This window comes from Corynebacterium glyciniphilum AJ 3170 (assembly GCF_000626675.1).
GTDB lineage: Bacteria > Actinomycetota > Actinomycetes > Mycobacteriales > Mycobacteriaceae > Corynebacterium > Corynebacterium glyciniphilum.
In genome coordinates, this window is record NZ_CP006842.1 from 354,615 (window position 1) to 379,965 (window position 25,351).

Genomic DNA, 25,351 nt, shown 5'->3' on the forward strand with positions numbered 1-25,351 from the left:
GAGGCCGCGGGTTGACTCAACTCGCGGCCCCCAGGCTCGTTCCGGTACATGGTGCAGACACCGTACGTGCACACCCGCACCCGTAGGGGTATCCGTTACTGCCGTCCGAGAAATATTTATGCAGGGTATTCCCATTAGGCAGGAAGCGTGTTACTTAGTAGAACCACTCACGTCCGACAACTGCGCGTGGAACAACTGAAGAAGGAGACACCATGCCCACCCCTCCCATGTCCAAGAGACTCTGGGCCGAGTTCCTCGGCACGTTCTGGCTCGTCTTCGGCGGTTGCGGGTCCGCCGTACTCGCCGCGAAGGTCATCACGGAAAACTCCGGCGACTCCATCAACATGGGCATCGGCTTCGTCGGTGTCGCCCTCGCCTTCGGCCTGACCGTGGTCACCGCTGCTTACGCTGTCGGCCACATCTCCGGTGGCCACTTCAACCCGGCCGTGACCCTCGGCTGTGCCGTCGCGAAGCGAGTCGAATGGTCCGCCGTCGTGCCCTACTGGGTGACTCAGGTGGTCGGAGCCACTGTGGCTGGTGCGGTGCTGTGGGTCATTGCGGACGGGAAGGACGGCTTCAGCGCCTCAAAGTCCGGTTTCGCCACCAACGGTTACGGCGACCTGTCGCCGGACGGGTATTCGTTGGCTGCTGTCGCGCTCACCGAGGTCGTGTTGACCGCGGTGTTCCTGTGGGTGATTCTGGGCGTCACCTCGACGAAGGCTCCGGCAGGTTTCGCGCCGCTCGCCATTGGCCTGGCCCTGACACTGATCCACCTGATCTCGATCCCCGTGTCGAATACGTCGGTGAACCCGGCCCGGTCGCTCGGCGTGGCGTGGTTCGCCGGTGGAGATGCTCTCGGCCAGGTGTGGCTGTTCATCCTGGCGCCACTGCTCGGTGCGGCGATCGCCGGTGTGAGTTACGCCTTCCTCACCGGCGACGAGGATGAACCCGCCGCGGAGGAAGAGGCCCGGGTCGGCTCACACGCTTGATCCCGGTACAGGAGCCTACAGTCGCCGGCGCAACCAGGCGGAGAACTGGTCGACGAGTACGACGAGAATAAGCACCATGATGATGTAGGTGAACATCTCGTCGAACTGGAAGGTCTTGATGGACCGGTTGATCAGAAGTCCGATCCCGCCGGCGCCGACGAGACCGAGGACCAGCGAACTCCGGACGTTCACGTCGAAGCGGTAGAGCAGTAGGCCGGTGATCTGCGGCAGGGACATCGGTACGGTGGCGTGTGTGATCTGCTGCAGGCGGGATGCCCCGGCGGTGCGCAGTGCGGTCTGGGGGCCTTGGTCGGTGTCTTCGACGGCCTCGGCCCAGAGTTTGCCCATCACTCCGGTGTTGTGGAGGATCAGCGCCATGACTCCGGCAAAGGGCCCGAGTCCTACCGCGGTGACGAGGATCAGCGCGAACACGATGTCAGGTACGGCGCGCAGGAAGGACAGAATGCTGCGGCACGCCTGGTAGATGATTCTGTTGGACGTCACGGTGCGGGCGGCACCCATCGCGAGCACGGCGGCGAAGGGGACGGAGAACGTCGTGCCCAGCAGGCCGATCCACAGTGTGGTGAGCAGGCCGTCCAGTCCTGGTCGGATCACGTTGTCCCAGTCGAGGTCTGGCGGGACGGCCTCGGCGAAGAAGCTGACGATATTCGACCAGCCGGCGACGAGTCGTTCCAGGTAGAAGTCGGTGCTGCTGACCGCCACCCAGTGCACGGCCACGAGGGCGAGAAGTCCCACTGTCCAGCCGATATTTCTGCGGGTGTTGTCCTGTCGGGGCACGGGTGAGGACGTGACGGGGGAAGGGGCTGTGGTGGTCATCGCTGGTTCTCCGGTTTCCCGTCGGTGGTGTAGAGGCGTGAGATGGTGTCGAGATCGGTCAGCGTGGACGGTTGGTTGAACGCGACCCGCCCCTGGTACAACCCGATGACGGAGTCGCAGTAGTTCAGGGCGAGTTCCGGTTGATGGACGACTGCGATGCAGGCGACGTCAGCGTCGCGGGTGATGTCGCGGAGCAACTCCATGACCTGGTGGGCGGCGGTGGGGTCGAGTGCCGACGTCGGTTCGTCAGCGAGGATCACCGAGGCGCGTTGACACAGTGCCCGGGCTACGGCGACGCGTTGCTGCTGGCCACCGGACAGAGATCCTGCCCGGTGGTGCGCACGGTCGGCGAGCCCGACACGCTCCAGGCAGCCCATAGCCTCCTCCCTGAGCGAGGTGGGGAATGTCAGCGGTGTCAGGCTGCGCCAGCCGGGGATGTGAGCGAGGCCGCCTGCACAGACGTTGTCCAGGACCGTTCGTCGCGGGACGAGGTGAACCTTCTGGAAGATCATCGCGGTGCCGACACCTGCGGGGACGGAGACATCGCCGCGGTCGTGCGTGTCGAGACCGGCCATGATGCGGAGGGCCGTCGACTTTCCGCTGCCGTTCGCCCCGAGCAGGGCGACCATTTCACCGCGGTGGGCATCGAGGGAGACGTCGTGCAGGACGTGGTTGTCGCCGAAGCACTTGGAGATGTGGGTGACACGGACGAGGCGTTCGGTGGTGAAGTCGGTGGGACGGGGCATGGTGGCAGCTGTCTGGTCGGTCATTCGACGTCCTCAGGGGTCATGCCGAGTTCATCGGCGAGGTGGAAGAGCGAGCGGTAGTCGTCCTTGGTGACGGTGACGAGGGGGCCGGGAGGATCGACGTCGAGGAAGGCGGCGACCTCAGTGACGGTCTCCGGGCTGAGGCTGGTGAGTGCTTCGCGGAGATTCTTCTTGAGCTCGGGGTTGGCGTCGCCGGGGATGGTGATCGGGTCGTTGGGGATCGGGTCGGATGTCCAGATCCGGCGGAAGTCGTCGGGGTTGAAGGTGCCTTCGGCGGTGGCGCTGGTCAGTGTCTGCGAGTTGATCTGGGCGGCGTCGACGGCACCGTTCTTCAGTGCGAGCAGTGCCTCAGGGTGCCCGCCGGTGTAGTCCATGGTGAGATCGTCCTCGGAGAGTCCTGCTTCGGAGACGGCCATGCGGGGTAGGGCGTCGCCGGAGGTGGAGCCGACTCCGCCGAGGGCGAGTTGCCGGCCTCGCAGATCCCCGATGTTCTGGACGGGGGAGTCCTTCGACACCCAGATGCCGGCGGTGTAGGTGGAGAGCTTTCCCTCGGCGTCCCCGAAGGAGACGATGGGTTCGGCATTGGCGATGCGGTCGGCGAAGACGTACCCCAGGGGGCCGAACTGGCCGAGGTTGAGCGAGCCGTTGCGCATGGCGAGTACTTCGGCCGAGTAGTCTTCGACGATCTGGACGTCGACCTCGCAGTTGAGGGTGTCGCTGAGGTCGTCGGCGATCAGCTGGTAAGCAGGTTCGAGTTTGTCGGGGGCTTCGTAGGGCTCGATGCCGAAGGCGATCGTGCCGTTCGGGCAGACGGGGTCGTCTGGTCCGTGGCCGCCGGGGGCACAGGCGGTGGTGGCCAGGAGGGCGACGAGAACGGCGGCGGTGGCGCCAGCGGCACTGGTGACAGCGGTGTGGCGTGCGGTCGGCATGGTGGTGCCTTTCACGGAGGGCGGTTATTTCCCCGGGGCGTCGGCCCCGGTGAGGATGAGGTCGGCGATGCCGAAGGAGAGGGTCATGCCGATGCCGGAGGTGACCACGGCGACAGTGGTGCGGTCGTCCGGATGCTGCAGGACGAGGTTCGTCGAGGGGGAGTCGGCATATCGTCCCTGCCAGCGTTGACGGACGACTGGTCGAGCGATGCCGAGGTAGCGGGTCGTGCGGTCGAGCAGCAGGTCCGACTGCGCCGCGTCGATGAACGGGTCGGGGGAGGTGTCGTAGTCGTGGGAGTCGCCGATGAGGATCCCGTCGGGAACGGCGGTGGCCATGACATTCGCGATGGCCTCGGTGAGGGCGGGTTCGCGGCTGCCGAGTTCACGTCGGAGGTCGTCGACCGAGGGCATGGCGGCGATTCCGTCGTACCTGGTCATGGAGGTACCGGTGAGCATCGCGAGGTCGGCCGGTGTGCCGGAGGGCCGGTCAATGAGGGCCATGGTGAGCGTGCAGGTACGGATGTCGTGGTCTGTGACGAGGTCGGGATGGGTGTCATTGAGGTGTTCACCGGGGCAGACGACGATCTGCGGTGCGTGGAACACCCCGCGGCTGGTGAGTGCTTCGCCGTCCCCGACGGTGTGCACGGAAGTCCGCCAGCTGAAACGCACGCCCCGGGCAGCGAGGTGTCGGGCGAGCGCGGGGGCTGCTTCGCGGGGGTTGACGCGCATGTCCCGTGGCAGGTGGGCGCCTCCCACGCAGTCGAGGTCCGGGTTGCCGAGCATGGTGTGGACGGCTCCGCGGTCGATGAGTCTGACGTCGTCACCACGGTGGGCGTGGAACTCCTCGAGGACCTGCATTTCTACGGGGGTGACGGCGGGCAGGACGGTGCCGGGGCGGGATGCCCGGAAGCCTGCGTCGGCCGCGGCGGCGGCCCAACCGTCGGCGGAGACGGCGCCGAGGTCCTGGAGGTCGTCGGCCTGAGCGGTGAAGCAGGCGTGCCCGAAGTTCTGGATGGATGCTCCGACGGGTCGGTCGGCGCGGTCGATGACATGGACGGAGAGCCCGTGACGGTGTGCTCTCCAGGCTGTGGCCAGGCCGAGGATGCCGGCGCCGACGACGATGAGGTCTGCTGTGTCGGTCATGGTCTTCATTGTGGGGCGGTGGGCGGGGCCTGTCCACACTTGTACGTACAAGTTCATGAACAGTTCACGTGTTCACTGTTCATTCACGACATATTCCCCGCAGGTTCTCTCGACGATGTGAACATTGTGCAGGTGGAAGCTGCTAACCTCGGTGTCCATGTACTCCGACCGTGCTCCAAACTTGCACGTACAACTCCAGGACTATCTCCGTGACATGATCACCTCCGGTGAATTACGTCCCGGCGACCCGATACCCAGTGAGGCCGAACTCTGCCGTCGGTTCAATTCGTCACGCAGCCCCGTCCGGCAGGCTGTCACGGCACTGCGGCACGAGGGCCTGCTTTCCGGCGGGCAGGGGCGTCGGTCAATCGTGCAGTCCCGCGCCAGTTCGCAGAGCTTCACGACACTGCTCTCCTTCACCGAGTGGTGCCGCTCGATCGGTGCCGTGCCGGGCCAACGAACCCTGGAACTGGCACGGCGCCCCGGTGAGGACGAGGTCACCGCGTCGTTCGACCTGGAACCCGGTTCCTCCGTCGTCGAGGTCCTGCGGCTGCGCACCATGGACGGGGCGCCTGCGATGCTTGAACGCGCGGTCTTCCCGCCGGAGGTCGGACGTCATCTCTTCGACTTCGACACGGACACCGGTTCGATCTACGAGCACCTCACGGGCCAGGGCGTGGAGCTGTACCGGGCGGAGAACCGCATCGACGCCCTCGGCGCCCCGGATGCAGACGCCGACCAGCTCGGTGTCGCGCCGGGGGCTCCGCTGCTGCGGGTGCAACGCCGTACCAGCGATCCGCGTGGTCGGCTGCTCGAGATCGCCGACGATCGTTACCTGCCCGACAGGGCGGCCTTCACCGTGGTCAATACCCGTTCCGGAGCTGCGGGTCTTTCACGGTTCCCCACCACCGACAGGACAGCATCATGACTCTCATCGTCTGCGATATCGCAGGAACCACCGTCAACGAGGACGGGATCGTCTACCGGCAACTCCGTGACTGCGTAGAACGCCGTGGTGTGGAGGTGTCGTCCGACCAGGTCAACGCGGTCAAGGGGACGGAGAAAAGGTCGGCGATCGCCACCCTGCTCAGTGCGGACGGGCGTCGCACCTCCGACGGCGAGGTCGCCGAGGTGTTCGCCGATTTCATGGACGGCCTACGGCGCGCGTACGCAGACCATCCACCCCGCCCCATCGAGGGAGCGGAGGATGCACTGTCTCGCCTGCGGGCCGGCGGCGCCCGGATCGCGCTGACCACCGGCTTCCAGCGGTCCATCGCCGAGACGGTCCTGGAGGCGTGCGGGTGGGGTGTGGCGGGGACGAACGGGGAGAGTGGCGCCCGCTTCGTGGTGGATGCGCTGGTCACCTCGGACACAGTGGTTGCGGGCCGTCCGGCCCCGTACCTGATCCACCACGCCATGGAGCTGACCGGTGTGACCTCGGTGGACGAGGTTGTCTCTGCGGGGGACACGGTTGCCGACCTGCAGGCGGCGGCGAACGCCGGGGTCCGTGGCGTCGGCGTGCTCACGGGGTCCGTGCCGACGGAGGTTCTGGCGGCGCAACCCCATTCGCTGATCCTCGACAGTCTCGCTGACCTTCCCGACCTGGATCAGGTGCCGCCGCAGAGGTGACTGCGGGTGTCAGATGTCGGCGGCATCCCCGATGTAGCCGACCAGGGGGCGTGGGTCGTCGATGACGGAGAACTCGGTGGCGTCTCCCGTGATGATCCGGGACTTCTCGCCGTCTACGGAGGTCGGGACGGCGCCGGCGAGGGTGACCCGGCGGATCTTGCGGTGATGGTCCCCGAAGTCCTTCACCCCGTAGTGCTGGGTGGCGTGGTTGTCCCACAGGACCACGTCTCCGTCATGCCAGTTCCACCGGAAAGTGTTGTCCTCCTTGGTGATCCGGTCCTGGTATGCAGAGAAGAGGTCCTGGAACTCGCGTGGTTTCAGGCCGGTGAAGCCCTTCACGAAGTGGCCGAGCAGCAGGGACCGCTCGCCGGTTTCCGGGTGGACGTGGACTACCGGGTGTTCGGTCTCGAAGACGTTGCGAGTGAACTCCCGGCGATGTTCGGTCTTGTCCTCCTCCTGGTGGCCGGTGGCGTAGTCGTACTCGTTGGAGTGGGTGGCCCAGAGGTTGTCGGCGAGGATGCGCAGGGGCTCGGGGAGGGCCTTGTAGGCCGCGGCGGTGTTCGCCCAGATCGTGGCGCCACCGTAGGGCGGCAGGTCGATGGCGCGCAGGATCGAGATCTTGGGGATCCTGTCGACGAACGTGACGTCGGTGTGCCAGGAGTTCGCTGCGCCTTCGATGGTGAGCCGCTCCAGTCCGGTCGAGTGCACGGTGGGGTGGGCCAGGGTGGGGGTGCCGAGGCGTTCGGCGAAGGCGTACTGCGACTCGTCGGTGAGGTTCTGGTTCCGGAAGACGATGGCCTTGTGGGTGGCCAGGGCAGAACGGATGAACTCGACCTCGTCGTCGGTGATGTCGCCGCCGAGCTCTATGCCGTTGACCTGGGCGCCGATGTTCTGGCCGAGTCGGGTGACGGACGGACGGTCGTCGGCGGGTGCTGCGGCGGGTGCGGAGGTGGTGTGCGGTGCGGTGAGGGTGCTGGTCATGGTGGTTCCCTTTCGGTGGTCGACTGAAATAGACTGCTCTGTCTGTTTGTCGACGGTACGAGAGGGGTACGTCGGTAAGCCAGGTTTTCCGTCGTCCTGAAAGGAACTGTGGCCCGACGCACGTGCCCGTCACCGCCGCCGGTGGATTCCCAGGTCTGTCCGTCCCGGCAGGATGCTCTCGTTCAAGGCACGCGTTCCCGCGTAGTCGCCGTCACGCAGTCGTCGGTAGGGGACGGGGTGCTCTGCATCGGTACCGTTGATGCCATTGATGCCGTTGATGCGCTCCACCAGCCGGGCCGCCTCCCTGTCGACACCTTCGCTGTCCAACCCGTCGGCGTCATAGACAACGTGAAGTTCCAGGACGTCGATACCGACGAACCACAGTGCCCCATGGGTGAGCGGGAACAGGATGGACTCGATGTCTCCGCTGATGCCCCGCGTCCCCAGGGTCCGGTCGTCCTCGCCCACGGTGACGATCACGAGTGCGCGACGCCCTGACAGTCCGCCGTCGCCGTAACGCCGGGGCACGCCGAGGTCGGGATCGAGGTCCCCGTAGGCGAAGTTGTCGGAGAGGATCCGGTCCAGCCACCCCTTGAGGATCGCCGGCGGCCCGTACCACCACAGCGGGAACTGCAGGACGAGGAGTTCCGCGTCCACCACCTTCTTCTGCTCGGCACGGAGGTCGGCGGGGAGTTCGCCCCGCGTGTACGCCTCACCTGCCTGGATCGCGATGCTTCCGGGATGACCGGCTGAAGACCCGAGGTCGCGTTCCCGGAGGACCGGATCAAAGTCCTGTGCGTAGAGGTCGGAGGTTGTCACGTCGTAACTGTGGGACAGTGCCTCCCGTCCTGCGCGGAGAAGCTCGCCGTTGAGGGACTGCTGCCGTGGATGTGCATACACCCACAGGGCTGCCCCGGGGGTCGTCGGATACTGGATGGTCATGCTGTGCCACCATGTCCTTTCCGTCCGCTGTGCCGGACGTGTCGTTGTTGGAATGTCCTCCACTCAACACCGTCGGAAGAGACGATGACATAGCTGAACGCCGCAGGAACATATTCATTCGTCTACGATGGTGTGATGGACATGATCACCGAGGTACTCGACGGCGTCCGCTCTGCCGGCGCGCTGGTGGGGCGCAGCCTGCTGTCGCCGCCGTGGTCACTGCGCTTCGAGGAGTCGGCGTCGATGACACTCGTGACGATGCTGCGCGGGGACGCCTGGATCGACCCCGGGGACGGGGAGGCGAGTTACCTCGGCACCGGGGACGTCGGGATCGTGACAGGATCGGAGCCGTTCTCCGTCGCCAGCGAGGAACTCTGCAGGACACCGCCAGTCTGGATCCAGGCCGCGGCAGGCCGCTGTACCGACGCCGCCGGACACCTGCTGGACGAGGAGGATATCGGACTGGGGACGCGTACCTGCGGGACGACACTCGACGCGGAACATGCGTTGCTCACCGGCACCTACGTGACCGGGGGTCGTGTGGCCGCCCGTCTTCTCTCGGCGCTGCCCCGCGTCCTGGTTATTCCGGCCGAGTCCGTTCGTGCCGGAGCGTTGAGGATGCTGGAGGACGAGATCGCCGTGGAGGAACCGGGTCAGGAAGCGGTCCTCGACCGGCTTCTCGACCTGGTGCTGGTGGGCGCTCTGCGGGACTGGTTCGCAGGGCGCGAGGATGAGGCACCGGGCTGGTACCGGGCCATGTCTGACCCGGTGGTCGCGCCGGCGATCAGGGCGATCCACGATGCCCCGGCGGATCCCTGGACCGTGGACGCCCTGGCGTCGTTGGCCGGTGTGTCACGGGCGGCGTTCGCCCGGAGGTTCGCCGAGGTGATGGGTGAGCCGCCGATCAGCTATCTGACGTCGTGGCGGCTGTGTACGGCGGCGGACCTGCTTGCGGACACCCGGGACACCGTGGACGTGATCGCCAGGAAGGTGGGCTACTCCGGCCCGTTCGCCTTCAGCCACGCCTTCACCCGGGAGTACGGGCAACGCCCCGGCAGGTACAGGATGCAGCAGGGTGAGGGAGTGTCGGCGTGAGCGTACGTCCCACTCAGTCGAAGGCTTCCGCCGCGTCGCGCGCGAGCTCTGCGAGTACCTCGGGACTGTAGGGCGCGCGTTCACCGGGCACATAGCGTACCGAGTGCAGGTCCCCGCTGTAGCGGTACGAACCGTGCGCCTCGTAGATCCCCCAGTGCACCGGGCCACCACGGTTCACGCCCACGTCAATCCCGCTGAACGGGGCCATGCCGACGAACGCCCACAGATCACGTAGCTCGCCGCGCCTGTCCGTGGCCGCCGTCTCTGAAGCCTCCAGCACCCAGGTCGTCCGGAAGTCCGGCAATGCCGTCGCCCGCAGCAGGACGGTACCGCGTCCCACCGGTGCCGCACCTGCGGAGACCTCATGCAACCGCCCGTACTCGTTGACCGCCAGCCGCAGTTCACCCGACGCACCGTCGACGTAGACGACGTACCCGCCGCCCTGGTCGCCGTGGGAGACCAGCACACCAGCATCTGCGGGCGTGCAGGTGACGTCGATCTCCACGGTGAAGGATCGCAGCTGGACGAGTTTCGAGGACCGGTATCGCTCGAGTTTCGGTGTGCCGGGCAGCAGGGTCACCGGTTCCGACAACCGTGACTCGGCGGGACGGCGCAACCCGCTACGGGGGTCGGAGTGGTCGTTCAGCGGGAACACGGTGTTCATCCACGCGGCGTCCTCCCACCGCGCGGCGAGGCCACGCAGCAGCGTGGGATGGTTGGATGCCACGTCGTGCAGCTCGTTCGGATCCTCGTCGACGTTGTAAAGCTCCCATTCACCGTCGTCGAACGGGGTACCGGGCCGGTGGTCGGCGACGATCTTCCATCCGTCGGCGTAGAAGCCACGGTTGCCGCCGAACTCGGAGTACTGCTCCGGGTGTGTTGAGGGGTGGGCGGCGTCGCGCAGGACGGGTGCGAAACTTGACCCGTCGGGATCCTTGGCCGGCCGGTTGTTTCGCGCGCCGGGATGCGGAACGCCAACGAGGTCGAGGATCGTCGGTGTCAGGTCTGTGACGTACTGGTACTGTCCACGCAGGTCGGCTCCGGCCGACGAGCCCAGCCCCGTCGGCCAGGACACGATCAAGGGAACCCGGATACCGCCAGCGTAGGTCTGACCCTTGTAGAACCGGAACGGCGTGTTCGAGGCGTGGCCCCACCCCTCCGGGTAGTGAGCCATCGACTGCGGTCCGCCGATGAGGGACGGGTCGAGGTCCACGTCGGCCTCCCAGTCGGACGGGAGTCCGGCGACGTGGGCGAACCTGCTGAAGTACGACCGGGTCCCCTCTGGACCTCCCTCGGCAGTGCCCCCGTTGTCGGAGGTGAACACCACGATGGTGTTGTCCCGCTCATCCAGGTCGTCCACGAGCGACAGGATCCGACCCAGTGACTGGTCGACGTTGTCGACCATGGCGGCGTAGACCTCCTGGTAGCGGGCGTACAGTGCGCGGGTCTCCGCGTTGAGTGAGTCCCAGGCCGGGATGTCGCGGCCGAGTTTCCCCTCGCGTTCGGGCAGAGGGGTCCCGGGTGGGACGATCCCCAGTTCGATCTGCCGGGCGTGCCGTGCCCGGCGGACCTCGTCCCAGCCCACGTCATAGCGTCCACGGTGGGTGACGATGTCCTCCGGCTTCGCGCCGAGGGGCCCGTGCATCGCAGTGTGCGCGAAGTACAGGAAGAAGGGTTTCGAGGCGTCCGAGGCGCGCAGTGCCTTGATGTACCCCAGGGCATTGTCGGTGTAGTCGTCGGTGAGGTAGTAGCCGTCTGGCGTCTGCTCGTGCTGGACGACGGTGTTGTCACGCACCAGCTGGTTGGGGTGGAAGAAGGAATTCAACCCCTCCAGCGACCCGTAGTAGTGGTCGAATCCACGCTGTACCGGCCAGGAAGCCTTCGGTGCGGCGGCGTTGATCAGCGCATCCCTGGTCAAATGCCATTTTCCTACACCGAAGGTGGCGTAGCCGGCGTCCCGGAGGATCTCGGGCAGCGTGACGACGTCCTCGCCGAGTTCCAGCCGGACGCCGGGGAAGCCGGGGTCGGAGTTCGCCACGGTGGCGAATCCGGCACGGTGCGGGTTCAGGCCGGTGAGCACGGCGGCGCGTGCCGGGGAGCACACCGGGGTGGTGTGGTAGTTCGTGAGGATGCGGCCGCCCGCGGCGAGCCGGTCCAGGTTCGGGGTGGGGATCTCGGAACCGAAAGGGCCGATGTCGGAGTAGCCCATGTCGTCGAGCAGGACGATGATGACGTTCGGTGCACCGTCGGCGGCGCGTTTCTCCGTCGGCCAGGACGGCGTGGATTGAGCGTGGGTGCGTCCGACGTGCCCGCCGAAGCCCTCGTAGCCTCGGGCGTGGTCCGGGATCGGGGTGTGTCGCGCCATCAGGCACTCACCTTCTCGGGGCGGGTGCCGACGACCGGGACCGCGGCCAGCAGTTCCCGGGTGTAGTTCTCCGCCGGTCGGGCGAAAACCCCGGCGGTATCGCCGTACTCCACGAGATGCCCCCGTCTCAGCACGGCGACCGTACCGCTGACCTGCGAAACCACCGCCAGGTCATGGCTGATGAACACCATGGCGAATCCTAGTCGCTCCTGGGTGTCGCGTAGCAGCCCGATCACGTCGGCCTGGACACTGACGTCCAGTGCGCTGGTCGGCTCATCAGCGATGACCAGGGACGGTTCAAGCGCCAGAGCACGGGCGATCGCCACACGCTGGCGCTGTCCGCCAGACAGCTCAGCCGGACTGCGGTCGGCGATGTCAGGTGGGAGATGCACGGCCGTCAGTAGTTCGGTGACCCGTTGGCGTCGCGATGCCCGGGTACCGACGCGGTGGATGTCCAGGGGCTCACGGATACTCCATCCCACACTGTGGCGCGGGTTCAGGGCAGCGGCCGGATCCTGGGGGACGATGGCGACGTCACGTTGCCGGCGACGGCGTTGCCGCGGGGAGAGCCTTTCGAGATCATCCCCGTTGACGAGGATCCGACCGCGGGTGGGTGACTGGATGCCCGCGAGGATGCGTCCCAGTGTTGATTTCCCGGACCCGGATTCACCGACGAGGCCCAGGGTGGTGCCCGGGGCGACGGACAGTGACACTCGGTCCACCGCCGGAGCGGTTCCCCGTGACCCGTAGACCACCGAGACGTCCTGGACCGCGGCGGCAGCGGGCGTACCGGAGGTGTCTCCGGTGACACCGGCGGTTGGTGTCGCCGAGGCGAAACGCGGGACGGCGGCGATGAGTTCGCGGGTATAAGGCTCCTGCGGGGCCTCGATGATCCGCCTGGCGGTGCCTTCCTCCACGATCTCGCCGTGCCGCAGCACGATGACCCGGTCCGCGTTCTCGGCGACTACACCCATGTCATGTGTGATGAGCAGGACACTCAGGTTGCGGGTCTCCCGCAGGCGGCCCAGCAGACGCAGGATCCCGGCCTGCACGGTGACGTCCAGTGCGGTGGTCGGCTCGTCGGCCAGCAGGATGTCCGGTTCGCCGGCGAGTGCCAGGGCGATCGCCACACGCTGACGTTGACCACCGGAGAGCTGGTGGGGGTATGAACCCAGTCGGTCGGTGGCGGCTGGAATATCGACGGTCTCCAGGAGCTCGACAGCCCGACGCCGTACGTCGGTCCGATTCACACGGGTGCCGGGTGCCGAGTGCGCCCGTATCGCCTCGCTGAGCTGCCAACCGATGGTACGGACCGGGTTGAGCGCCGACTGTGGCTCCTGGAACACCAGCCCGATACGGCCGCCACGGATAGTCTGCAGCTCGGATTCGGGGACGTTGAGTATCTCGGTGTCGTCGAGGGTCACAGAGCCGGACGCCCGGGCGCCGGAGGGTAGCAGTCCCAGAACGGCACGGGCGGTCATGGACTTGCCGGAGCCCGATTCCCCGACCAGGGCGAGAAGTTCACCGCGGCGGAGATCGAAAGACACCGAGACGACGGCGGGACGCGGGTGAGAGAAGGAGATCGACAGATCACGGACGGACAGGACGGTGGGAGCAGACATGGGGACCTTTCAGTGGTCGGGACGGGTCACACGACCCGGGTGGCGCGGGACAGTGCCTGTGCGATGAGGAGCAGACCGAGGATCAGGATGACGACGACCGCGAGCGGCCCGACAGCGAAGAACGGTGCGTGGTAGGCGTAGGCGACGCCTTCCTGGATCAGGCTGCCGAGCGAGGGTGTTGGTGGAACCACACCGAGTCCGAGGAAACTCATGGCACCTTCGATGAACACTCCGACGGACATCGCCAGAGCCAGCTGGACGACCAGGGGTTCCACACTGTTCGGCAGAATGTGGTTGCGTAGGATCCATGCCTCGGACGCGCCCACGGCGCGCGCTGATGCAACGTAGGGCCGCTCGCGGACGGAGAGAGCCACGGACCGGGTGAGTCGGCCGAACACCGGTATCTCGGCGAGGGCCACAACCACGGCGACGGTCGTCAGCCCCGGCCCGAGGATCATGGTCAGAGCGATGGCGAGAATGATCGTGGGAAAGGCGAGGATCAGGTCGAAGGTGCGTTGCATGAGTGTGTCCGCCCAGCGCCACTGCGCACTGACTAACCCCAGCAGGACGCCGGTGGCGGCCCCGAGCGGTACGGCGATGAAGATGATCAGCAGGTTCACCCGGATTCCGTGGAGGGTGCGGGAGAAGATGTCCTGGTTGGCGGTGTCGGTGCCGAACCAGTGGCTCGAGGACGGGCTGAGCAGGTTCGCCCCGGTGATCTGCTGGTCCGGGGAGTACGGCGAGATGACCGGGGCGAGAATCCCCGCGAGGACGACCAGTCCGAAGAGTATGACGCCGACGAGGCCGCGGCCGTGGGTGAGTGCATGCGTGAGCCGGTGTCCGGACGCGGCGGTGCTGCCCCCTCGGGAGGTGGCGCGACGGTGCCTGGTGGAACGGGCGGGGTCTCCCGGCGTGAGGTCCGGCCGGTTCAGGCCGGTCGCAGTGGGGGCGGGGTGATTGACGGTGCTCATCGGGTTCCCTCCAGTCGGATGCGGGGGTCGAGGGTGGAGTGGAGCAGGTCGGTGATCAACTGGATGAGCACGAAGAGCACGACGGACAGCAGGAGAAGAACCTGCACCACCGGGTAGTCCCGGACCGTGACGGCCTGGTGGATGAGGTGGCCGAGTCCCGGCCAGGCGAATAGCGCCTCGATGATGACGGCACCGCCGAGAAGCTGACCGATCTGCAGGCCCAGGACGGTCACTGCCGGGGGCAGGGCATTGGGGAGCACCTGGGTGAGGAGGATTCGGCGACGGGAGATCCCGAGGGCCCGGGCGGTGGTGACGTAGGGCTGGCCGAGTTCGGACCGGATGGACTCGTCGAGGAAGCGGGTCAGCGTCGCCGCCGCCGGAAGTGCGAGACAGAGTGCCGGCAGCGCCAGGTACTGGACCGTGATGTCGGGACGGTCCAGTAGCCCGTCGCGGGGGATGCCGCCGGCTGGCAGCACGAGGAACACCACGCCGAAGACGATGATCGCCAGGGCCCCGGTGACGAAGGTGGGCAGCGCGACCCCGAGGGTGGCGAAGGCGGTCGCCACGGCCCGCGCCCATGGACGGTTGACCAGTTCAGCTCCGACGCTGACGATGAGGGCGAGAATGACGGCGACGAGTACTGCTGCGATGGTGAGCAGCAGTGTCCGTCCCGCCGCTTCACCGATGAGTGAGCCGATGTCGCCACCGATGACCAGGGAGTGGCCGAGGTGGAGCGTCAGCAGGGAGCCGATCCAGGAGAAGTACTGACTGACCGGGGACTCGTTGAGTCCGAGGGTGCTGCGGATCGCGTCGACGGCCTCGGGTGGGGCGTCGGAGCCGGCCAGGGCTTCGGCAGGGTCGCCGGGAATGAGTCGGAGGAGAGCGAAGACGACGACTGATCCGACGATGATCACCGCGACGGCGGACGGGAGGCGTCTGAGGAGGAACGGGGTGAGGGTGTGCACGGTCGGGGTCCTTAGGCGGTGAAGGTGGCGTCGGTGAACACGGGTTCGGAGCGTTTCGTCCATGTCACGTCGCGCAGGTTGGAGGCGGAGACGAGAGGCGCGTCGGGGCGGATGAGCTCGACGAGAAAAGCTTCGTCGAGCAGGATGTCGTTGAGCCTGCTGTAGGCGGCCTGTGCTGCCGGAGAGTCGGGGTCGCCTGCGAGCCAGGCGTCTTCGGCAGCTGTCGAGTACCGGTCGCTGTAGAAGTTTGACGTGTTCTTCTCTGAATTGAAGGGGAAGGCGCTGACCGTCAGCGTGGACGGGGTGTACTGGACGAAGTCGTGGCTCAGCAGCCACATGCCGTCGAATCCGGAGTTCCGTAGCTTCTCCCCGTGGATTCCGGCCTCCAACGGCTGCAGGTCCACGGTGACACCGATGTCGGCGAGATTGGCACTGATGATCTGTGCCGTGTTCTGTTCGGTCGGGTCCGCGCCCCGGTAGGACAAGGTCGCCGGGGGCAGGGGGCCGTTCTCGGTTTCAGCTTCCTTGACCAGTGACCGGGCCTTGTCGAGGTCCCGCTGGTAGGTGTCGTTGCGGTCGTTGTCGTAAGCGGCGGAGTCTTCCGGCCACGGCAGGGACTGGGTGTAGCCGCGTCCCTGGTAGACCTCGGCGAGAATCCGGTCGCGGTCCACGGCGTAGGCGACGGCCTGACGGACGCGTTTGTCGCGGAACGTCGGTGCCTCCACGTTCATCCCTGTGTAGTAGGTGGCACCGGTACCGGACTTCTCGGTGACATGGAACAGATCGTTGTTCTCGAGAGCTTCGGCGTCCCGAGGGTCGACTGCTGGGAGTACGTCCAGTTGCCCGGAGCGGAGCTGCGCGAACTGTGTCTGGCTGTCAGGCACCACGACGACCTCGATGCCGTCGATGGTCGGGGCACCGTCACGGTAGCTTTCGTAGGCTCCGAGCCGGAGGTGGCTGCCGCGCTGCCAGTCATCGAAACTGAACGGCCCGGTGCCGACGAAAGACGTGCCGTCGTTGAATCCGTCGATGGTGGAGTCCTCGATGATCGGGACGAACTCGAACAGGTCGATGATGTTGTTGACGGCACGGGTGAACGTGAACTCCACGGTCAGCGGATCAGGGGTGGTGATGTCATCGATCTGTTGGGCGGTGCGGGCCAGTTGACCTGCGCGGGAGGGATCTGAGTAGTTGTCGAAGCTGGCTTTGACGTCCCGGGAGTCCAGGGTTTCGCCGTTGTGGAAGGTGACGTCGTCCCGGAGGTGGACGGTCACGTGGGTTCCGTCGGCACTGGTGTTCCAGGACCGGGCGAGAACCGGCTGCGGATCGAGGCCGTCGTGGTCATACTTGGTGAGGGTCTCGAAGACATTGCCGGTCACGGTGAGTTCTGCGATCCCACCACCGGAGTACAGGGTCTTGGGGCTCAGGTCGTTGGGTGTTCCCACCCGTGCTGTTCCTCCGTCGACAGGGGTGCCGTCAGCTGCGGCGAGTCTTTCGCCGACTGCTGAGGTACAACCGGCGAGGACGCTGAGGATGCCGAGGGTGGTAAGGATCGTGAGCACGGTCAGTGCCGGCGTAGTCACGCCGCCGTATGTCGTACGCTGCGGTCGCGGAGTTCCGGGAGTTCCGGGAGAGGTGGGTGAGCGGGTCAGGCTCCGGGGCAGGGCCACACCGGGCCCCCTTTCGTTCCGGTCAGGGTGGATGGATGTCATGGATCACGCTGAGCCAGAAGTAGACCATGCTGTCTAGATGGACTGACAGTTATTCATTCCCCCTGAAATGATTGACCCGAACTTCTTGCCCGGGTAATTCCGGAGTAACCCGAGGGAAACAGGAAGCGTCGACACTGTGTCCCATGACAACACCAGTGACACCGATCCCCGCCACCATCACGGTCGAGGAGTTCAACCGGGTACCCACCGCAGAACTCGTCGACCGGGTGGCGGACCTGTTTGCCAGCAGGACGCTCGCCGCGGCTCTCGTCGACGTCCGGCCGTTCGCCACCGTCGATGCCCTCTGTGCCACGGCATCCGTCCTGTTCCAGGAGCAGGACGAAGCGGAGGTCCTGGAGTCGGTCAACGCTCACCCGCCGATCGGGGGCGTCGTCGCTGCCGGGAGTCTGTCTGCCGCCGAGCAGGCGGCTGCCACCGAGCAGGCCACGGAACAAGGAGAGTTGCAGGCGATCCGGAACCTGCAGCCCACCTACCGGGACAAATTCGGGTGGAACTTCCTGATCCGGGCCGCGGGACGGGACAGCCGTCAGATTCTCGACGCTCTGGTCGAGCGACTCGCCCACGCGCCGGAGGAGGAGTGGCCGGTCGTGGTGGACAACCTGGATGCGATCAATCAGTTGAGATTACGGGGTTTCGTCACCGGCGCTGAGTGTGAGGAGGGGGACGCATGAGCCTGTCCACCCACGTCCTGAACACCGCGACAGGACTTCCGGCCGCAGGGCTCATGGTGGAGCTGTACGCCGAGCAAGCCACCCTGGTGGAATCGGGTTCCACTGACACTGACGGCCGTCACCGGTTTGTCGCGGAACTGGAACCCGGGACGTACCGTCTGCGCTTCAACACCGGCGCGTATCTCGCGGACACCGAGACTCCGTCGCTCTACCCCTACGTCGACGTCACCTTCCTCGTCACGGGTGAGCGTGGTGGCACCGACGGGCACCTCCACGTCCCGTTGCTGCTGTCACCGTTCGGCTACTCCACCTACCAGGGAAGTTGAGGTCGCACGATGGAGACTGCAGAGACTGCACAGAATATCCCCGGCACGATCGGTGCTGTCGCTTCCGACGGGACCCATCCCGTTGATCAGCGTCCGCCGCTGGTAAGGACGTTCATTCTGGGGTTGCAGCATGTGCTGGCGATGTACGCCGGTGCCATCGCCGTCCCTCTCATCGTCGGTGGGGCGCTCATCGCTGCCGGTGAGTTCGATGCTGAGGACATGCATCACCTCATCGTCGCCGACCTTTTCGTCGCTGGTGTCGCCTCGGTGATCCAGTCCCTCGGCGTCTGGCGTTTTGGTGCACGTCTGCCGTTGATCCAGGGTGTGTCGTTCGTGTCGGTTGCCCCGATGATCGCCATCGGGTCGGAACACGGCATCACGGCGATCTACGGGTCGGTTATCGCCACCGGCGTGGTCATGATGCTCGTCGCGCCGTTCTTCGCCAAGGTCGTGAAGTATTTCCCTCCGCTGGTCATCGGCACGATCATCACAGTGGTGGGGCTGTCGCTGCTGTCGGTCGCCGCGGGGTGGCTCTTCAACCAGAACGGGCCGGTGGAGGAGCAGGGAACGGGCCAGAACTTCCTGCTGGCGCTGGGTACACTCGTCACCGTGATCTGCATCCACCGTTTCGCTCCGGCGGCGTGGACGTCGATGGCGGTGCTGGGTGGCATCATCGTCGGCACCGTCGCCGGTGTATTCGTGGGTGCGAGTGACTTTTCCGCCGTGGCGGACGCGGACTGGGTTGGTGTTCCTACGCCATTCCAGTTCGGCACACCCACGTTCGACATCGCCTCGATCCTGACGATGGTGCTGGTCGGTCTGGTGATCATGACGGAGACCAGCGGAGACATCGTCGCCGTCGGTGACATCACGGGCCGCCGCGCCACCGGACGCACTCTCGCGGACGGTCTGCGCGCCGACGGGCTCGCCACCTTCCTCGGTGGCATCTTCAACACCTTCCCCTACTCCGCCTTCGCGCAGAACGTGGGGTTGGTGTCCTTGTCGCGGGTCGCCAGCCGATTCGTGGTGACGGCGTCCGGCCTGATCCTTATTGTTCTCGGACTGCTGCCGAAAGTCGGCGAGATGGCCACCGGTATTCCGTCACCCGTGCTCGGCGGGGCGGGCGTCGCCTTGTTCGGCATGGTCGCAGCAGCGGGCATCAGGACGCTGTCCACCGTCATCTGGACAGAGACCCGTGCACTGATCGTCGGGGTGTCCATCGCCGTGGCGATGCTGCCCACGGTGTTCGATGGACTGTACGCGAATGTTCCGTCCGGCCTGGAGATGATCCTGGACAGCGGGATCACCGTGGGTGCGGTCACCGTGATCCTGCTGAACCTGCTGCTCAACCGGCAGGACGGAGGGCACCTGGCGGAGCCGACCCTGCCGGACAGTGCCGTTGCCGCCAGTGAAGCCCGTGAAGCCAGTGAAGCCGATGAGACGGGCGTCCCGGATGCCCAGGCGGTCCGATGACAGGCGGCACGCGTATGACCGTCGTCCTCGGACATGTGGTCACCCCGACCGCGTCTGACCCCGGCGGTTTCCTCGACATCGCGTCTGGTGCCGTCGCCTATGCTGATGGCACGATCCTGGATGTCGGCGATGCGACGGACATCCTGACGCGGTACCGCGGTGCGCTGGTCGAAGACCACGGAGACCGGTTCATCGTGCCAGGTTTCGTTGATGCCCACGTGCACTATCCGCAGATTGGCATGATCGCGTCGCCGGGGTTGGAACTGCTCGACTGGTTGGAGCGGTTCACTTTCCCCGCTGAGGCACGGTTCGCCGACGACTCCCACGCCGACCGGGTGGCGGACTTCTTCACCGACCAGCTCGTAGACAACGGGGTGACCACCGCGTGCGTGTACGCCACGGTGCATCCGGGCAGCGCGGACGCGTTATTTCGCCACGCTCGGGCGAAGAATCTGCGGATCATCACTGGCAAGGTGTGCATGGACCGGGGTGCGCCCGACCACCTGCTCGACACACCGTCCTCCGCGGTGGAAGACAGCGTCGCGCTGCTGGAGAAATGGCACGGTGTCGGGCGCCTGGAGTACGCGATCACCCCACGCTTCGCGCCGACATCGTCGGACGCCCAGCTCGCCGCCCTCGGTGAACTCGCCGCGTCCTACCCGGACGTCGTGGTGCAGACGCACCTGTCGGAGAACACCGCGGAGATCGAGCGGGTGCGGATGTTGTTTCCTGGTACACGTGACTACACCGATGTCTACGACAGGGCGGGGCTGGTACGCAGGCGGGCGGTCTTCGGCCACGGTGTGCACCTGTCGGAGCGGGAACTCCGACGCCTGGGGCAGGCGGAGGCGTCCGTGGCACACTGTCCCACCTCGAACTTCTTCCTGGGGTCGGGCATGTTCGGGGTCGCCCGGGCACAGTCGATCGAGGGACTGCGTGTGGGCCTGGGGTCGGACGTGGGAGCGGGGACGAGCCTCTCGCCGCTGGTTACTCTAGGGGCTGCGTACCAGGCGTCGCGCATGCTCGGCGCGCCGTTGGACGGTGGCCGACTGCTGCGCCTGGCGACCTTGGGCGGGGCGGAGGCACTGGGGGTCGACGAATCAGTCGGATCCTTGGAGCACGGGAAGGATGCCGACCTGGTGATCCTCGACCCGTTCGGACCGCAGAACTCGGCGGTGCTGCGGCACCGGGTGGACGGGGCGGAGACTCTCGAGGAGGTCCTGTTCGCCGTGATGATGCTCGGCGATGAGCGTGCCGTGGCGCGGACCGTCGTCGCCGGAGTCTGACGGCACCGGCAGCTAGACGAAACAACATGGTGTTCGTAGGTTCTCCAAAGGACCGCACCGCAGTCCCGGAGTACGATTCTTTTTCTACGTTGGCCGAGAGGAACAGAGGACATGGGCAGATCCGGCATATTCAGAACCAAGTCGATTGAGCAGTCGATTGCGGACACCACGAACCCCGAGCACGCGCTGAAGAAGAACCTCGGTGCCCTCGACCTCGTGGTCTTCGGGGTCGGCGTGTGCATCGGCGCAGGGATCTTCGTGCTCACGGGGCAGGCCGCGGCCGCACACGCCGGGCCGGCGGTCGCCCTGTCCTTCATCATCGCCGGGATCGGTTGTGGTCTCGCGGCGCTGTGTTACGCAGAGTTGGGATCCACCGTTCCCGTCGCAGGAAGTGCGTACACGTTCACCTACGCCTCGGTCGGCGAGTTCATCGCGTGGATCATCGGGTGGGACCTGGTTCTTGAGTTCACATTGGCATCCTCGGCGCTGGCCACGTCGTTCAGTGACTACCTCGGCGTGGTACTCGAGGGCACACCCTTCGAGATCCCCGAGGCCGTGCAGTCCGCAGAGGACGGGTACATCAACCTGCCCGCCGGTCTGCTGATCCTCGGGCTGACGGTGGTGCTGATCACCGGCATCAAGTTGTCGAGTCGGATCAACCAGGTCATCACGGGTCTGAAGGTCATCGGCGTACTGCTGGTCATCGTCGTCGGCATGTTCTTCATCAATGCCTCGAACTGGAGTCCGTTTGTTCCGGCGTCCGAGGGCACCAGCGGTGAGAACCTCGGTGCGATGCACGCCCCGCTGGTGCAGACCATCTTCGGTCTGGAACCCTCCACCTTCGGCTGGGGCGGTGTGGTGGCTGCGGCCGCCCTGGTGTTCTTCGCGTTCATCGGGTTTGACGTGGTCGCCACCACGGCCGAGGAGACGAAGAATCCGCAACGCGACCTTCCCATCGGCATCATCGGCTCGTTGGCGATCGTCACCGTGTTGTATGTGACGGTCTCCCTGGTGATCACCGGGATGCAGTCCTACAAGGACATCGACCCGACGGACGGGGCTCCCTTGGCGAATGCATTCAAGGCGGTGGATCTGCCGTTCATGGCCGATCTGATCGCTGTCATCGCGTGCGTGGGACTGATCGTCGTGGCGATGGTCATGTTCCTCGGCCAGACCAGGGTCGCCTTCGCCATGGCGCGTGACGGTCTGCTGCCGGAGTCCTGGGGGCGCACCCACCCGAGGTTCGGCACGCCCTACAAGGTCACGGCGATGACCGGTGTGGTCATCGCTGTGATCTCTTCTTTCGTGCCACTGTCGACTCTGGCTGAGCTGGTCAACATCGGGACACTGTTCGCCTTCATCCTGGTCTCGGTAGCGGTGATCGTCCTGCGGCGTACCCGGCCGGACATCCCGCGTGCCTTCAAGGTGCCGTTCGTCCCCGTGGTACCGGTGCTGGCGGCACTAGTGTGCCTGTACCTGATGATGAACCTGCCTCTGGACACCTGGATCAGGTTCGTGGTGTGGATGGCGATCGGCGTCGTCGTGTACTTCGCCTATTCGCGCCACCACAGCCGCCTGGGACGGGGCTACGCCGGGGAGGACAACGTCGCCACCGTGGCGGCACCGGACACTGCGCCGGGTTCGTCGACGACGGGTCCGGCGTAGAGCCAGTACCCGGCAACATCGACCTGCTAACTGGCCAGTGCCTTCTCCCGTCGCAGCCAACCACGGACCGGGGTGAGGGGCAGGGGGCTCGTCGGCGACCCAGGCTCTTTGCCACGGGATACTCCTGTGTGAAGGCCGACGTTCTCGAGGTGCCGGAGATGTCACCTCGTGGACTGTGTGGCCTAACAGACACCACGACGGGGGTGAAGGAAGAATGATCCCGGACGGATAATAGTGTCATGAGCGAAAATAATGGCGCCGTCCGCCTCACCGACGAAGAAGCCCTTGACCGTCTCTCAACCACCACCCTCGGCCGCGTGGTCGTCAGCAGAAGTGACGATATGGACCTGTTCCCGTTGAACTACGTGGTCAATGACGGGAAGATCTACTTCCGCACCGCCGAGGGGACGAAACTGTTCACCCTCACCCAGGTCAATCCTCGTGTCTTGTTCGAAGCGGACCACGTGGATGTCGATGCGGACGGAGATCCGGTTCAGGCATGGTCGGTGATTGTGAAAGGCGAGGCCCGTGTGTTGACCAGTGCCGACGACATACACGCCGCCGATGAGCTGCCGCTGAAGCCGTGGCTTCCGACGCTGAAGTACAACTACGTGGAGATCACACCGTCTGAGATCTCCGGTCGTGACTTCTCCCTCGGGGAGGAACCGGAGCGTTACTGAACCCCTGTGAGGACGACGGGGTAACCTGACTGCACATGGCAGAACGTGCAGACAGCCGCATCACACCGCTCTTCCGTGCGCAGTACCAGGCGGCCGTGGGTAGTAAGGTGCCCGCGCCGGTCCGGATCAGTACGGTCGACGGCGAGTTGTGGGTCCGTGCCGTCCCGATGCCGGGTGCGGGTGTGATGAACAGCGTGCTGTCCACGATCCATCTCGGTGACCAGGGAATCACCGTCGTTGATCCGGGGTGGGCCGGTGGGAAGGCGAAGGATGCAGTGGGCAACGTCCTGCGCCCGTTGGACGCGTTCCTGCGCGAGCGGGGACGCCGCCTCGAGGAGATCACCGATGTGGTGGTGACCCACGCGCACCCGGACCATATCGGTGCGGCAGCGGAGATGCTGCAGGCTACTGGGGCGCGTTACCACCTGGGAGCGGTGGAGCAGCGCACCGTGGATGCCGTACGCACGGGACGCTCGCAGGACGACTACGCCGTGGAGCGGCACATGATCGGTGCTCCGGACGGCGTGCTCGACAAATTCCCTTTCCCGCTCGCGGAGAAAGGGCTGCCGCCGTTTATTCCGCGCCAGCGTCCGGACGCGACGATTGAGGACGGGAACCTGTTGCCGGATCACGGGATCACCGGGGAGCTGGGCTGGCGTGCGGTACTGACGCCGGGGCATACCCCGGGTCACCTGTGTTTCGCCGACGACCGGCGGAAGCTGCTCATCTCGGCGGACCATGTGTTACCGGAGATCTTCCCCGGCATCGGACTGGGGGTGGCGTCCTTGGGCGGCAACCCGGTGAAGGACTACCTGGCAGCGCTGGACCGGCTGGCGGAGTTCGACGACTACACGGTGATTCCCGGACACGGGTACTGCTTCACCGGATTGGGGGCCCGGCGACAGGAGACCCGCGACCATGTCATGGAGCGTGCCGACGAGGTGTCGCAGGTGCTGGACTGGAACCCGGAGATCAGCGTGTGGCGCCTGGCAGGACGTCTCACGTGGAGCGGCGGCTGGGAGTCATTGGCGAACTCACCGATGGTGTGGTCGGCGATCCGGCAGACGATGATGTACCGCGACCTGGTGCTGGAGGAAGCATGAAGGACGAGATCCTCGCTGCCGTCGACCGCGAGTACGCCGCAGACCCCCTCAGTGCTGTGACATGGGACGACCCGCATCCGGACCTCGAGGTCCGCGACGAAGAGTACTCGCGGGTCACGGATCCGGAGCGGTTCCAGATCGTCGGTGCGCGGGTGGACGCATGGGAGCGGGCACTGGTTGGGCTCGGCCTGGCGCATGCGGAGCCGGTGGTCACGCCGTCAGGGTGGAACCAGGCGCCGTCACAGGAGGCGGTGATGCTCGTGCCGGCCGCGGAGGGGGCGCGGCCCCTGTTGCTGGCGAAGGGGGCTTTCGATGACACCCCCGCGACCGTGCTCATCGCGGGAACCGGGGGAGACGAGCAGGGGAGCGGTTCACGTGAGATCGGCGTCGGGCCGGACTGTGCCTGTGACGCCTGCGATGGCGGGAGTGACCGTCTTCTCGAGACTGTCGATGAGCTGGTGTGGAGTGTCGTCGGCGGTTTCGTCCGCGTCTGGGGAGACGGATGGTCCGTGGAGAAGTGGGGGAATCAGGAATCAGGTGATGTACGGATTCCTTATCCGCGAACGGAGATATTCGACATGGCACGCGCCGGGAAGATCACCCGGGAGACCGTCATCATTGGGGAGCCCTGGTACACGATGGCGTGACCGCAGAAACTGCGGCTACAGTGCCTTTTCAACGGCGTCAATGATCTCCGGCGCATCAGGAACGGTGGCAGGCCGGAAGCGTGCGAGCACATCACCGTCCTTGCTGACGAGGAACTTCTCGAAGTTCCACTCCACGTCCCCGGCTTTGCCATCGGTGTCGGGAGTCTTGGTGAGTTCGGCGAAGAGCGGGTGGGCGTCCTCGCCGTTGACGTTGAGCTTTTCCGTCAGGGGGAACGTCACGCCGTAGGTGGCGGAGCAGAACTCCGCGATCTCCTCGGGGCTGCCGGGCTCCTGACCCATGAACTGGTTGCAGGGTGCACCGAGGACTGTCAGGCCCTGGTCGCGGTAGTCTTCGGCGAGCTTCTCGAGCGCCGTGTATTGCGGTGTGAGTCCGCACTTGGACGCCACATTCACGATCAGCAGGGGGCCGTTGAGGTTCGTGAGGTTGAGTTCGCCGCCGTCCAGGGCGCGCACGGGGATGGTCTTGATGTTGGTGCTGTCGGTGGAAGTCATGTGCGCGATGGTACGCGTC

24 protein-coding genes are annotated in these 25,351 nt (G+C 65.9%); 12 read left to right on the forward strand and 12 right to left on the reverse strand.

All coding sequences use genetic code 11. The features are described from left to right. Positions 1–212: 212 nt before the first annotated feature. A complete protein-coding gene (aqpZ, locus tag CGLY_RS01660; RefSeq protein WP_038545571.1) occupies positions 213–989 on the forward strand; it encodes an aquaporin Z in 777 nt (258 codons plus the stop codon). A gap of 15 nt (positions 990–1,004) precedes the next feature. On the opposite strand, the gene phnE is transcribed toward aqpZ, so the two are convergent. Genes phnE through CGLY_RS01680 form a run of 4 tightly spaced genes read right to left on the reverse strand, consistent with a single transcriptional unit; the run spans position 1,005 to position 4,665 of the window. Further along, on the reverse strand, positions 1,005–1,826 hold the full coding sequence (gene phnE / locus CGLY_RS01665) for a phosphonate ABC transporter, permease protein PhnE (protein ID WP_038545573.1): 822 nt from the start codon (positions 1,824–1,826) through the stop codon (positions 1,005–1,007). After that, the gene (locus tag CGLY_RS01670; RefSeq protein WP_227590337.1) at positions 1,823–2,596 is read right to left on the reverse strand and encodes a phosphonate ABC transporter ATP-binding protein; all 774 of its coding nucleotides are present in this window, start codon (positions 2,594–2,596) and stop codon (positions 1,823–1,825) included. Before CGLY_RS01670 ends, phnE begins: the two co-directional genes overlap by 4 nt. Further along, positions 2,593–3,537, reverse strand: coding sequence for a phosphate/phosphite/phosphonate ABC transporter substrate-binding protein (locus CGLY_RS01675; RefSeq protein WP_265101958.1), 945 nt, complete (start codon positions 3,535–3,537; stop codon positions 2,593–2,595). The genes CGLY_RS01670 and CGLY_RS01675 overlap by 4 nt, the downstream gene beginning before the upstream one ends. A gap of 9 nt (positions 3,538–3,546) precedes the next feature. Next, positions 3,547–4,665: a TIGR03364 family FAD-dependent oxidoreductase gene (locus tag CGLY_RS01680; RefSeq protein ID WP_038545576.1), complete on the reverse strand. Its 1,119-nt coding sequence runs from the start codon at positions 4,663–4,665 to the stop codon at positions 3,547–3,549. Positions 4,666–4,822: 157 nt separating this feature from the next. Here CGLY_RS01680 and CGLY_RS01685 point away from each other — a divergent pair, with 157 nt between their 5' ends. After that, complete coding sequence (locus CGLY_RS01685) at positions 4,823–5,593, forward strand: GntR family transcriptional regulator (protein WP_038545579.1); 771 nt, start codon at positions 4,823–4,825, stop codon at positions 5,591–5,593. Further along, on the forward strand, positions 5,590–6,294 hold the full coding sequence (locus CGLY_RS01690) for a phosphonatase-like hydrolase (protein WP_052539447.1): 705 nt from the start codon (positions 5,590–5,592) through the stop codon (positions 6,292–6,294). The genes CGLY_RS01685 and CGLY_RS01690 overlap by 4 nt, the downstream gene beginning before the upstream one ends. Before the next feature lie 9 nt (positions 6,295–6,303). Here CGLY_RS01690 and CGLY_RS01695 read toward each other — a convergent pair whose 3' ends face one another. Next, positions 6,304–7,275, reverse strand: a complete 972-nt coding sequence (locus CGLY_RS01695; RefSeq protein ID WP_038545585.1) for a TauD/TfdA dioxygenase family protein — start codon at positions 7,273–7,275, stop codon at positions 6,304–6,306. Between the two features lie 129 nt (positions 7,276–7,404). Continuing rightward, on the reverse strand, positions 7,405–8,217 hold the full coding sequence (locus CGLY_RS01700; RefSeq protein ID WP_038545590.1) for an NAD(P)H-dependent oxidoreductase: 813 nt from the start codon (positions 8,215–8,217) through the stop codon (positions 7,405–7,407). A gap of 135 nt (positions 8,218–8,352) precedes the next feature. Between CGLY_RS01700 and CGLY_RS01705 the strand changes: the two genes are divergently transcribed. After that, the gene (locus tag CGLY_RS01705) at positions 8,353–9,312 is read left to right on the forward strand and encodes an AraC family transcriptional regulator (protein ID WP_038545593.1); all 960 of its coding nucleotides are present in this window, start codon (positions 8,353–8,355) and stop codon (positions 9,310–9,312) included. A gap of 13 nt (positions 9,313–9,325) precedes the next feature. Here CGLY_RS01705 and CGLY_RS01710 read toward each other — a convergent pair whose 3' ends face one another. From CGLY_RS01710 to CGLY_RS01730, 5 genes are read right to left on the reverse strand one after another with little or no spacing between them, the layout of a single operon-like run. Next, positions 9,326–11,677 (reverse strand): arylsulfatase, encoded by a 2,352-nt coding sequence (locus CGLY_RS01710; protein ID WP_052539449.1) that lies wholly within the window; start codon positions 11,675–11,677, stop codon positions 9,326–9,328. Next, a complete protein-coding gene (locus CGLY_RS01715; protein WP_038545596.1) occupies positions 11,677–13,299 on the reverse strand; it encodes a dipeptide ABC transporter ATP-binding protein in 1,623 nt (540 codons plus the stop codon). The genes CGLY_RS01710 and CGLY_RS01715 overlap by 1 nt, the downstream gene beginning before the upstream one ends. A 26-nt stretch (positions 13,300–13,325) precedes the next feature. Then, positions 13,326–14,270, reverse strand: a complete 945-nt coding sequence (locus CGLY_RS01720) for an ABC transporter permease (protein WP_038545599.1) — start codon at positions 14,268–14,270, stop codon at positions 13,326–13,328. Beyond that, positions 14,267–15,235 carry an ABC transporter permease gene (locus CGLY_RS01725; protein ID WP_038545602.1) on the reverse strand — a complete coding sequence of 323 codons (969 nt, stop codon included), beginning with the start codon at positions 15,233–15,235 and terminating at the stop codon, positions 14,267–14,269. Before CGLY_RS01725 ends, CGLY_RS01720 begins: the two co-directional genes overlap by 4 nt. Before the next feature lie 11 nt (positions 15,236–15,246). Continuing rightward, the gene (locus tag CGLY_RS01730; RefSeq protein ID WP_038545605.1) at positions 15,247–16,818 is read right to left on the reverse strand and encodes an ABC transporter substrate-binding protein; all 1,572 of its coding nucleotides are present in this window, start codon (positions 16,816–16,818) and stop codon (positions 15,247–15,249) included. Between the two features lie 272 nt (positions 16,819–17,090). Between CGLY_RS01730 and CGLY_RS01735 the strand changes: the two genes are divergently transcribed. From CGLY_RS01735 to CGLY_RS01770, 8 genes are all read left to right on the forward strand, one after another. Further along, positions 17,091–17,639 carry a 2-oxo-4-hydroxy-4-carboxy-5-ureidoimidazoline decarboxylase gene (locus CGLY_RS01735; protein WP_052539451.1) on the forward strand — a complete coding sequence of 183 codons (549 nt, stop codon included), beginning with the start codon at positions 17,091–17,093 and terminating at the stop codon, positions 17,637–17,639. After that, on the forward strand, positions 17,636–17,965 hold the full coding sequence (uraH, locus tag CGLY_RS01740; RefSeq protein ID WP_038545608.1) for a hydroxyisourate hydrolase: 330 nt from the start codon (positions 17,636–17,638) through the stop codon (positions 17,963–17,965). Before CGLY_RS01735 ends, uraH begins: the two co-directional genes overlap by 4 nt. 9 nt (positions 17,966–17,974) lie before the next feature. Next, on the forward strand, positions 17,975–19,438 hold the full coding sequence (locus CGLY_RS01745) for a nucleobase:cation symporter-2 family protein (RefSeq protein WP_052539452.1): 1,464 nt from the start codon (positions 17,975–17,977) through the stop codon (positions 19,436–19,438). Beyond that, positions 19,435–20,724, forward strand: a complete 1,290-nt coding sequence (gene guaD / locus CGLY_RS01750) for a guanine deaminase (protein WP_227590338.1) — start codon at positions 19,435–19,437, stop codon at positions 20,722–20,724. Before CGLY_RS01745 ends, guaD begins: the two co-directional genes overlap by 4 nt. Positions 20,725–20,835: 111 nt before the next feature. Further along, positions 20,836–22,389, forward strand: a complete 1,554-nt coding sequence (locus CGLY_RS01755; RefSeq protein ID WP_081803734.1) for an amino acid permease — start codon at positions 20,836–20,838, stop codon at positions 22,387–22,389. Positions 22,390–22,628: 239 nt separating this feature from the next. Then, positions 22,629–23,069, forward strand: coding sequence for a pyridoxamine 5'-phosphate oxidase family protein (locus tag CGLY_RS01760; RefSeq protein WP_038545610.1), 441 nt, complete (start codon positions 22,629–22,631; stop codon positions 23,067–23,069). A 35-nt stretch (positions 23,070–23,104) separates the two neighbouring features. After that, the gene (locus CGLY_RS01765; RefSeq protein ID WP_052539455.1) at positions 23,105–24,172 is read left to right on the forward strand and encodes an MBL fold metallo-hydrolase; all 1,068 of its coding nucleotides are present in this window, start codon (positions 23,105–23,107) and stop codon (positions 24,170–24,172) included. Further along, positions 24,169–24,819, forward strand: coding sequence for a DUF6226 family protein (locus tag CGLY_RS01770; protein WP_038545613.1), 651 nt, complete (start codon positions 24,169–24,171; stop codon positions 24,817–24,819). Before CGLY_RS01765 ends, CGLY_RS01770 begins: the two co-directional genes overlap by 4 nt. A gap of 15 nt (positions 24,820–24,834) precedes the next feature. On the opposite strand, the gene CGLY_RS01775 is transcribed toward CGLY_RS01770, so the two are convergent. Continuing rightward, positions 24,835–25,332: a glutathione peroxidase gene (locus CGLY_RS01775; protein WP_038545617.1), complete on the reverse strand. Its 498-nt coding sequence runs from the start codon at positions 25,330–25,332 to the stop codon at positions 24,835–24,837. Positions 25,333–25,351: the final 19 nt, after the last annotated feature.

Excerpts from the sequence above, each read along its gene's own strand:
- aqpZ (WP_038545571.1), top strand. The coding sequence starts at position 213 with ATGCCCACCCCTCCCATGTCCAAGAGACTCTGGGCCGAGTTCCTCGGC.
- phnE (WP_038545573.1), bottom strand. The coding sequence starts at position 1,826 with ATGACCACCACAGCCCCTTCCCCCGTCACGTCCTCACCCGTGCCCCGA.
- CGLY_RS01670 (WP_227590337.1), bottom strand. The coding sequence starts at position 2,596 with ATGACCGACCAGACAGCTGCCACCATGCCCCGTCCCACCGACTTCACC.
- CGLY_RS01680 (WP_038545576.1), bottom strand. The coding sequence starts at position 4,665 with ATGACCGACACAGCAGACCTCATCGTCGTCGGCGCCGGCATCCTCGGC.
- CGLY_RS01685 (WP_038545579.1), top strand. The coding sequence starts at position 4,823 with ATGTACTCCGACCGTGCTCCAAACTTGCACGTACAACTCCAGGACTAT.
- CGLY_RS01690 (WP_052539447.1), top strand. The coding sequence starts at position 5,590 with ATGACTCTCATCGTCTGCGATATCGCAGGAACCACCGTCAACGAGGAC.
- CGLY_RS01695 (WP_038545585.1), bottom strand. The coding sequence starts at position 7,275 with ATGACCAGCACCCTCACCGCACCGCACACCACCTCCGCACCCGCCGCA.
- CGLY_RS01700 (WP_038545590.1), bottom strand. The coding sequence starts at position 8,217 with ATGACCATCCAGTATCCGACGACCCCCGGGGCAGCCCTGTGGGTGTAT.
- CGLY_RS01705 (WP_038545593.1), top strand. The coding sequence starts at position 8,353 with ATGGACATGATCACCGAGGTACTCGACGGCGTCCGCTCTGCCGGCGCG.
- CGLY_RS01710 (WP_052539449.1), bottom strand. The coding sequence starts at position 11,677 with ATGGCGCGACACACCCCGATCCCGGACCACGCCCGAGGCTACGAGGGC.
- CGLY_RS01715 (WP_038545596.1), bottom strand. The coding sequence starts at position 13,299 with ATGTCTGCTCCCACCGTCCTGTCCGTCCGTGATCTGTCGATCTCCTTC.
- CGLY_RS01720 (WP_038545599.1), bottom strand. The coding sequence starts at position 14,270 with ATGAGCACCGTCAATCACCCCGCCCCCACTGCGACCGGCCTGAACCGG.
- CGLY_RS01735 (WP_052539451.1), top strand. The coding sequence starts at position 17,091 with ATGACAACACCAGTGACACCGATCCCCGCCACCATCACGGTCGAGGAG.
- uraH (WP_038545608.1), top strand. The coding sequence starts at position 17,636 with ATGAGCCTGTCCACCCACGTCCTGAACACCGCGACAGGACTTCCGGCC.
- CGLY_RS01745 (WP_052539452.1), top strand. The coding sequence starts at position 17,975 with ATGGAGACTGCAGAGACTGCACAGAATATCCCCGGCACGATCGGTGCT.
- guaD (WP_227590338.1), top strand. The coding sequence starts at position 19,435 with ATGACAGGCGGCACGCGTATGACCGTCGTCCTCGGACATGTGGTCACC.
- CGLY_RS01755 (WP_081803734.1), top strand. The coding sequence starts at position 20,836 with ATGGGCAGATCCGGCATATTCAGAACCAAGTCGATTGAGCAGTCGATT.
- CGLY_RS01760 (WP_038545610.1), top strand. The coding sequence starts at position 22,629 with ATGAGCGAAAATAATGGCGCCGTCCGCCTCACCGACGAAGAAGCCCTT.
- CGLY_RS01765 (WP_052539455.1), top strand. The coding sequence starts at position 23,105 with ATGGCAGAACGTGCAGACAGCCGCATCACACCGCTCTTCCGTGCGCAG.
- CGLY_RS01770 (WP_038545613.1), top strand. The coding sequence starts at position 24,169 with ATGAAGGACGAGATCCTCGCTGCCGTCGACCGCGAGTACGCCGCAGAC.
- CGLY_RS01775 (WP_038545617.1), bottom strand. The coding sequence starts at position 25,332 with ATGACTTCCACCGACAGCACCAACATCAAGACCATCCCCGTGCGCGCC.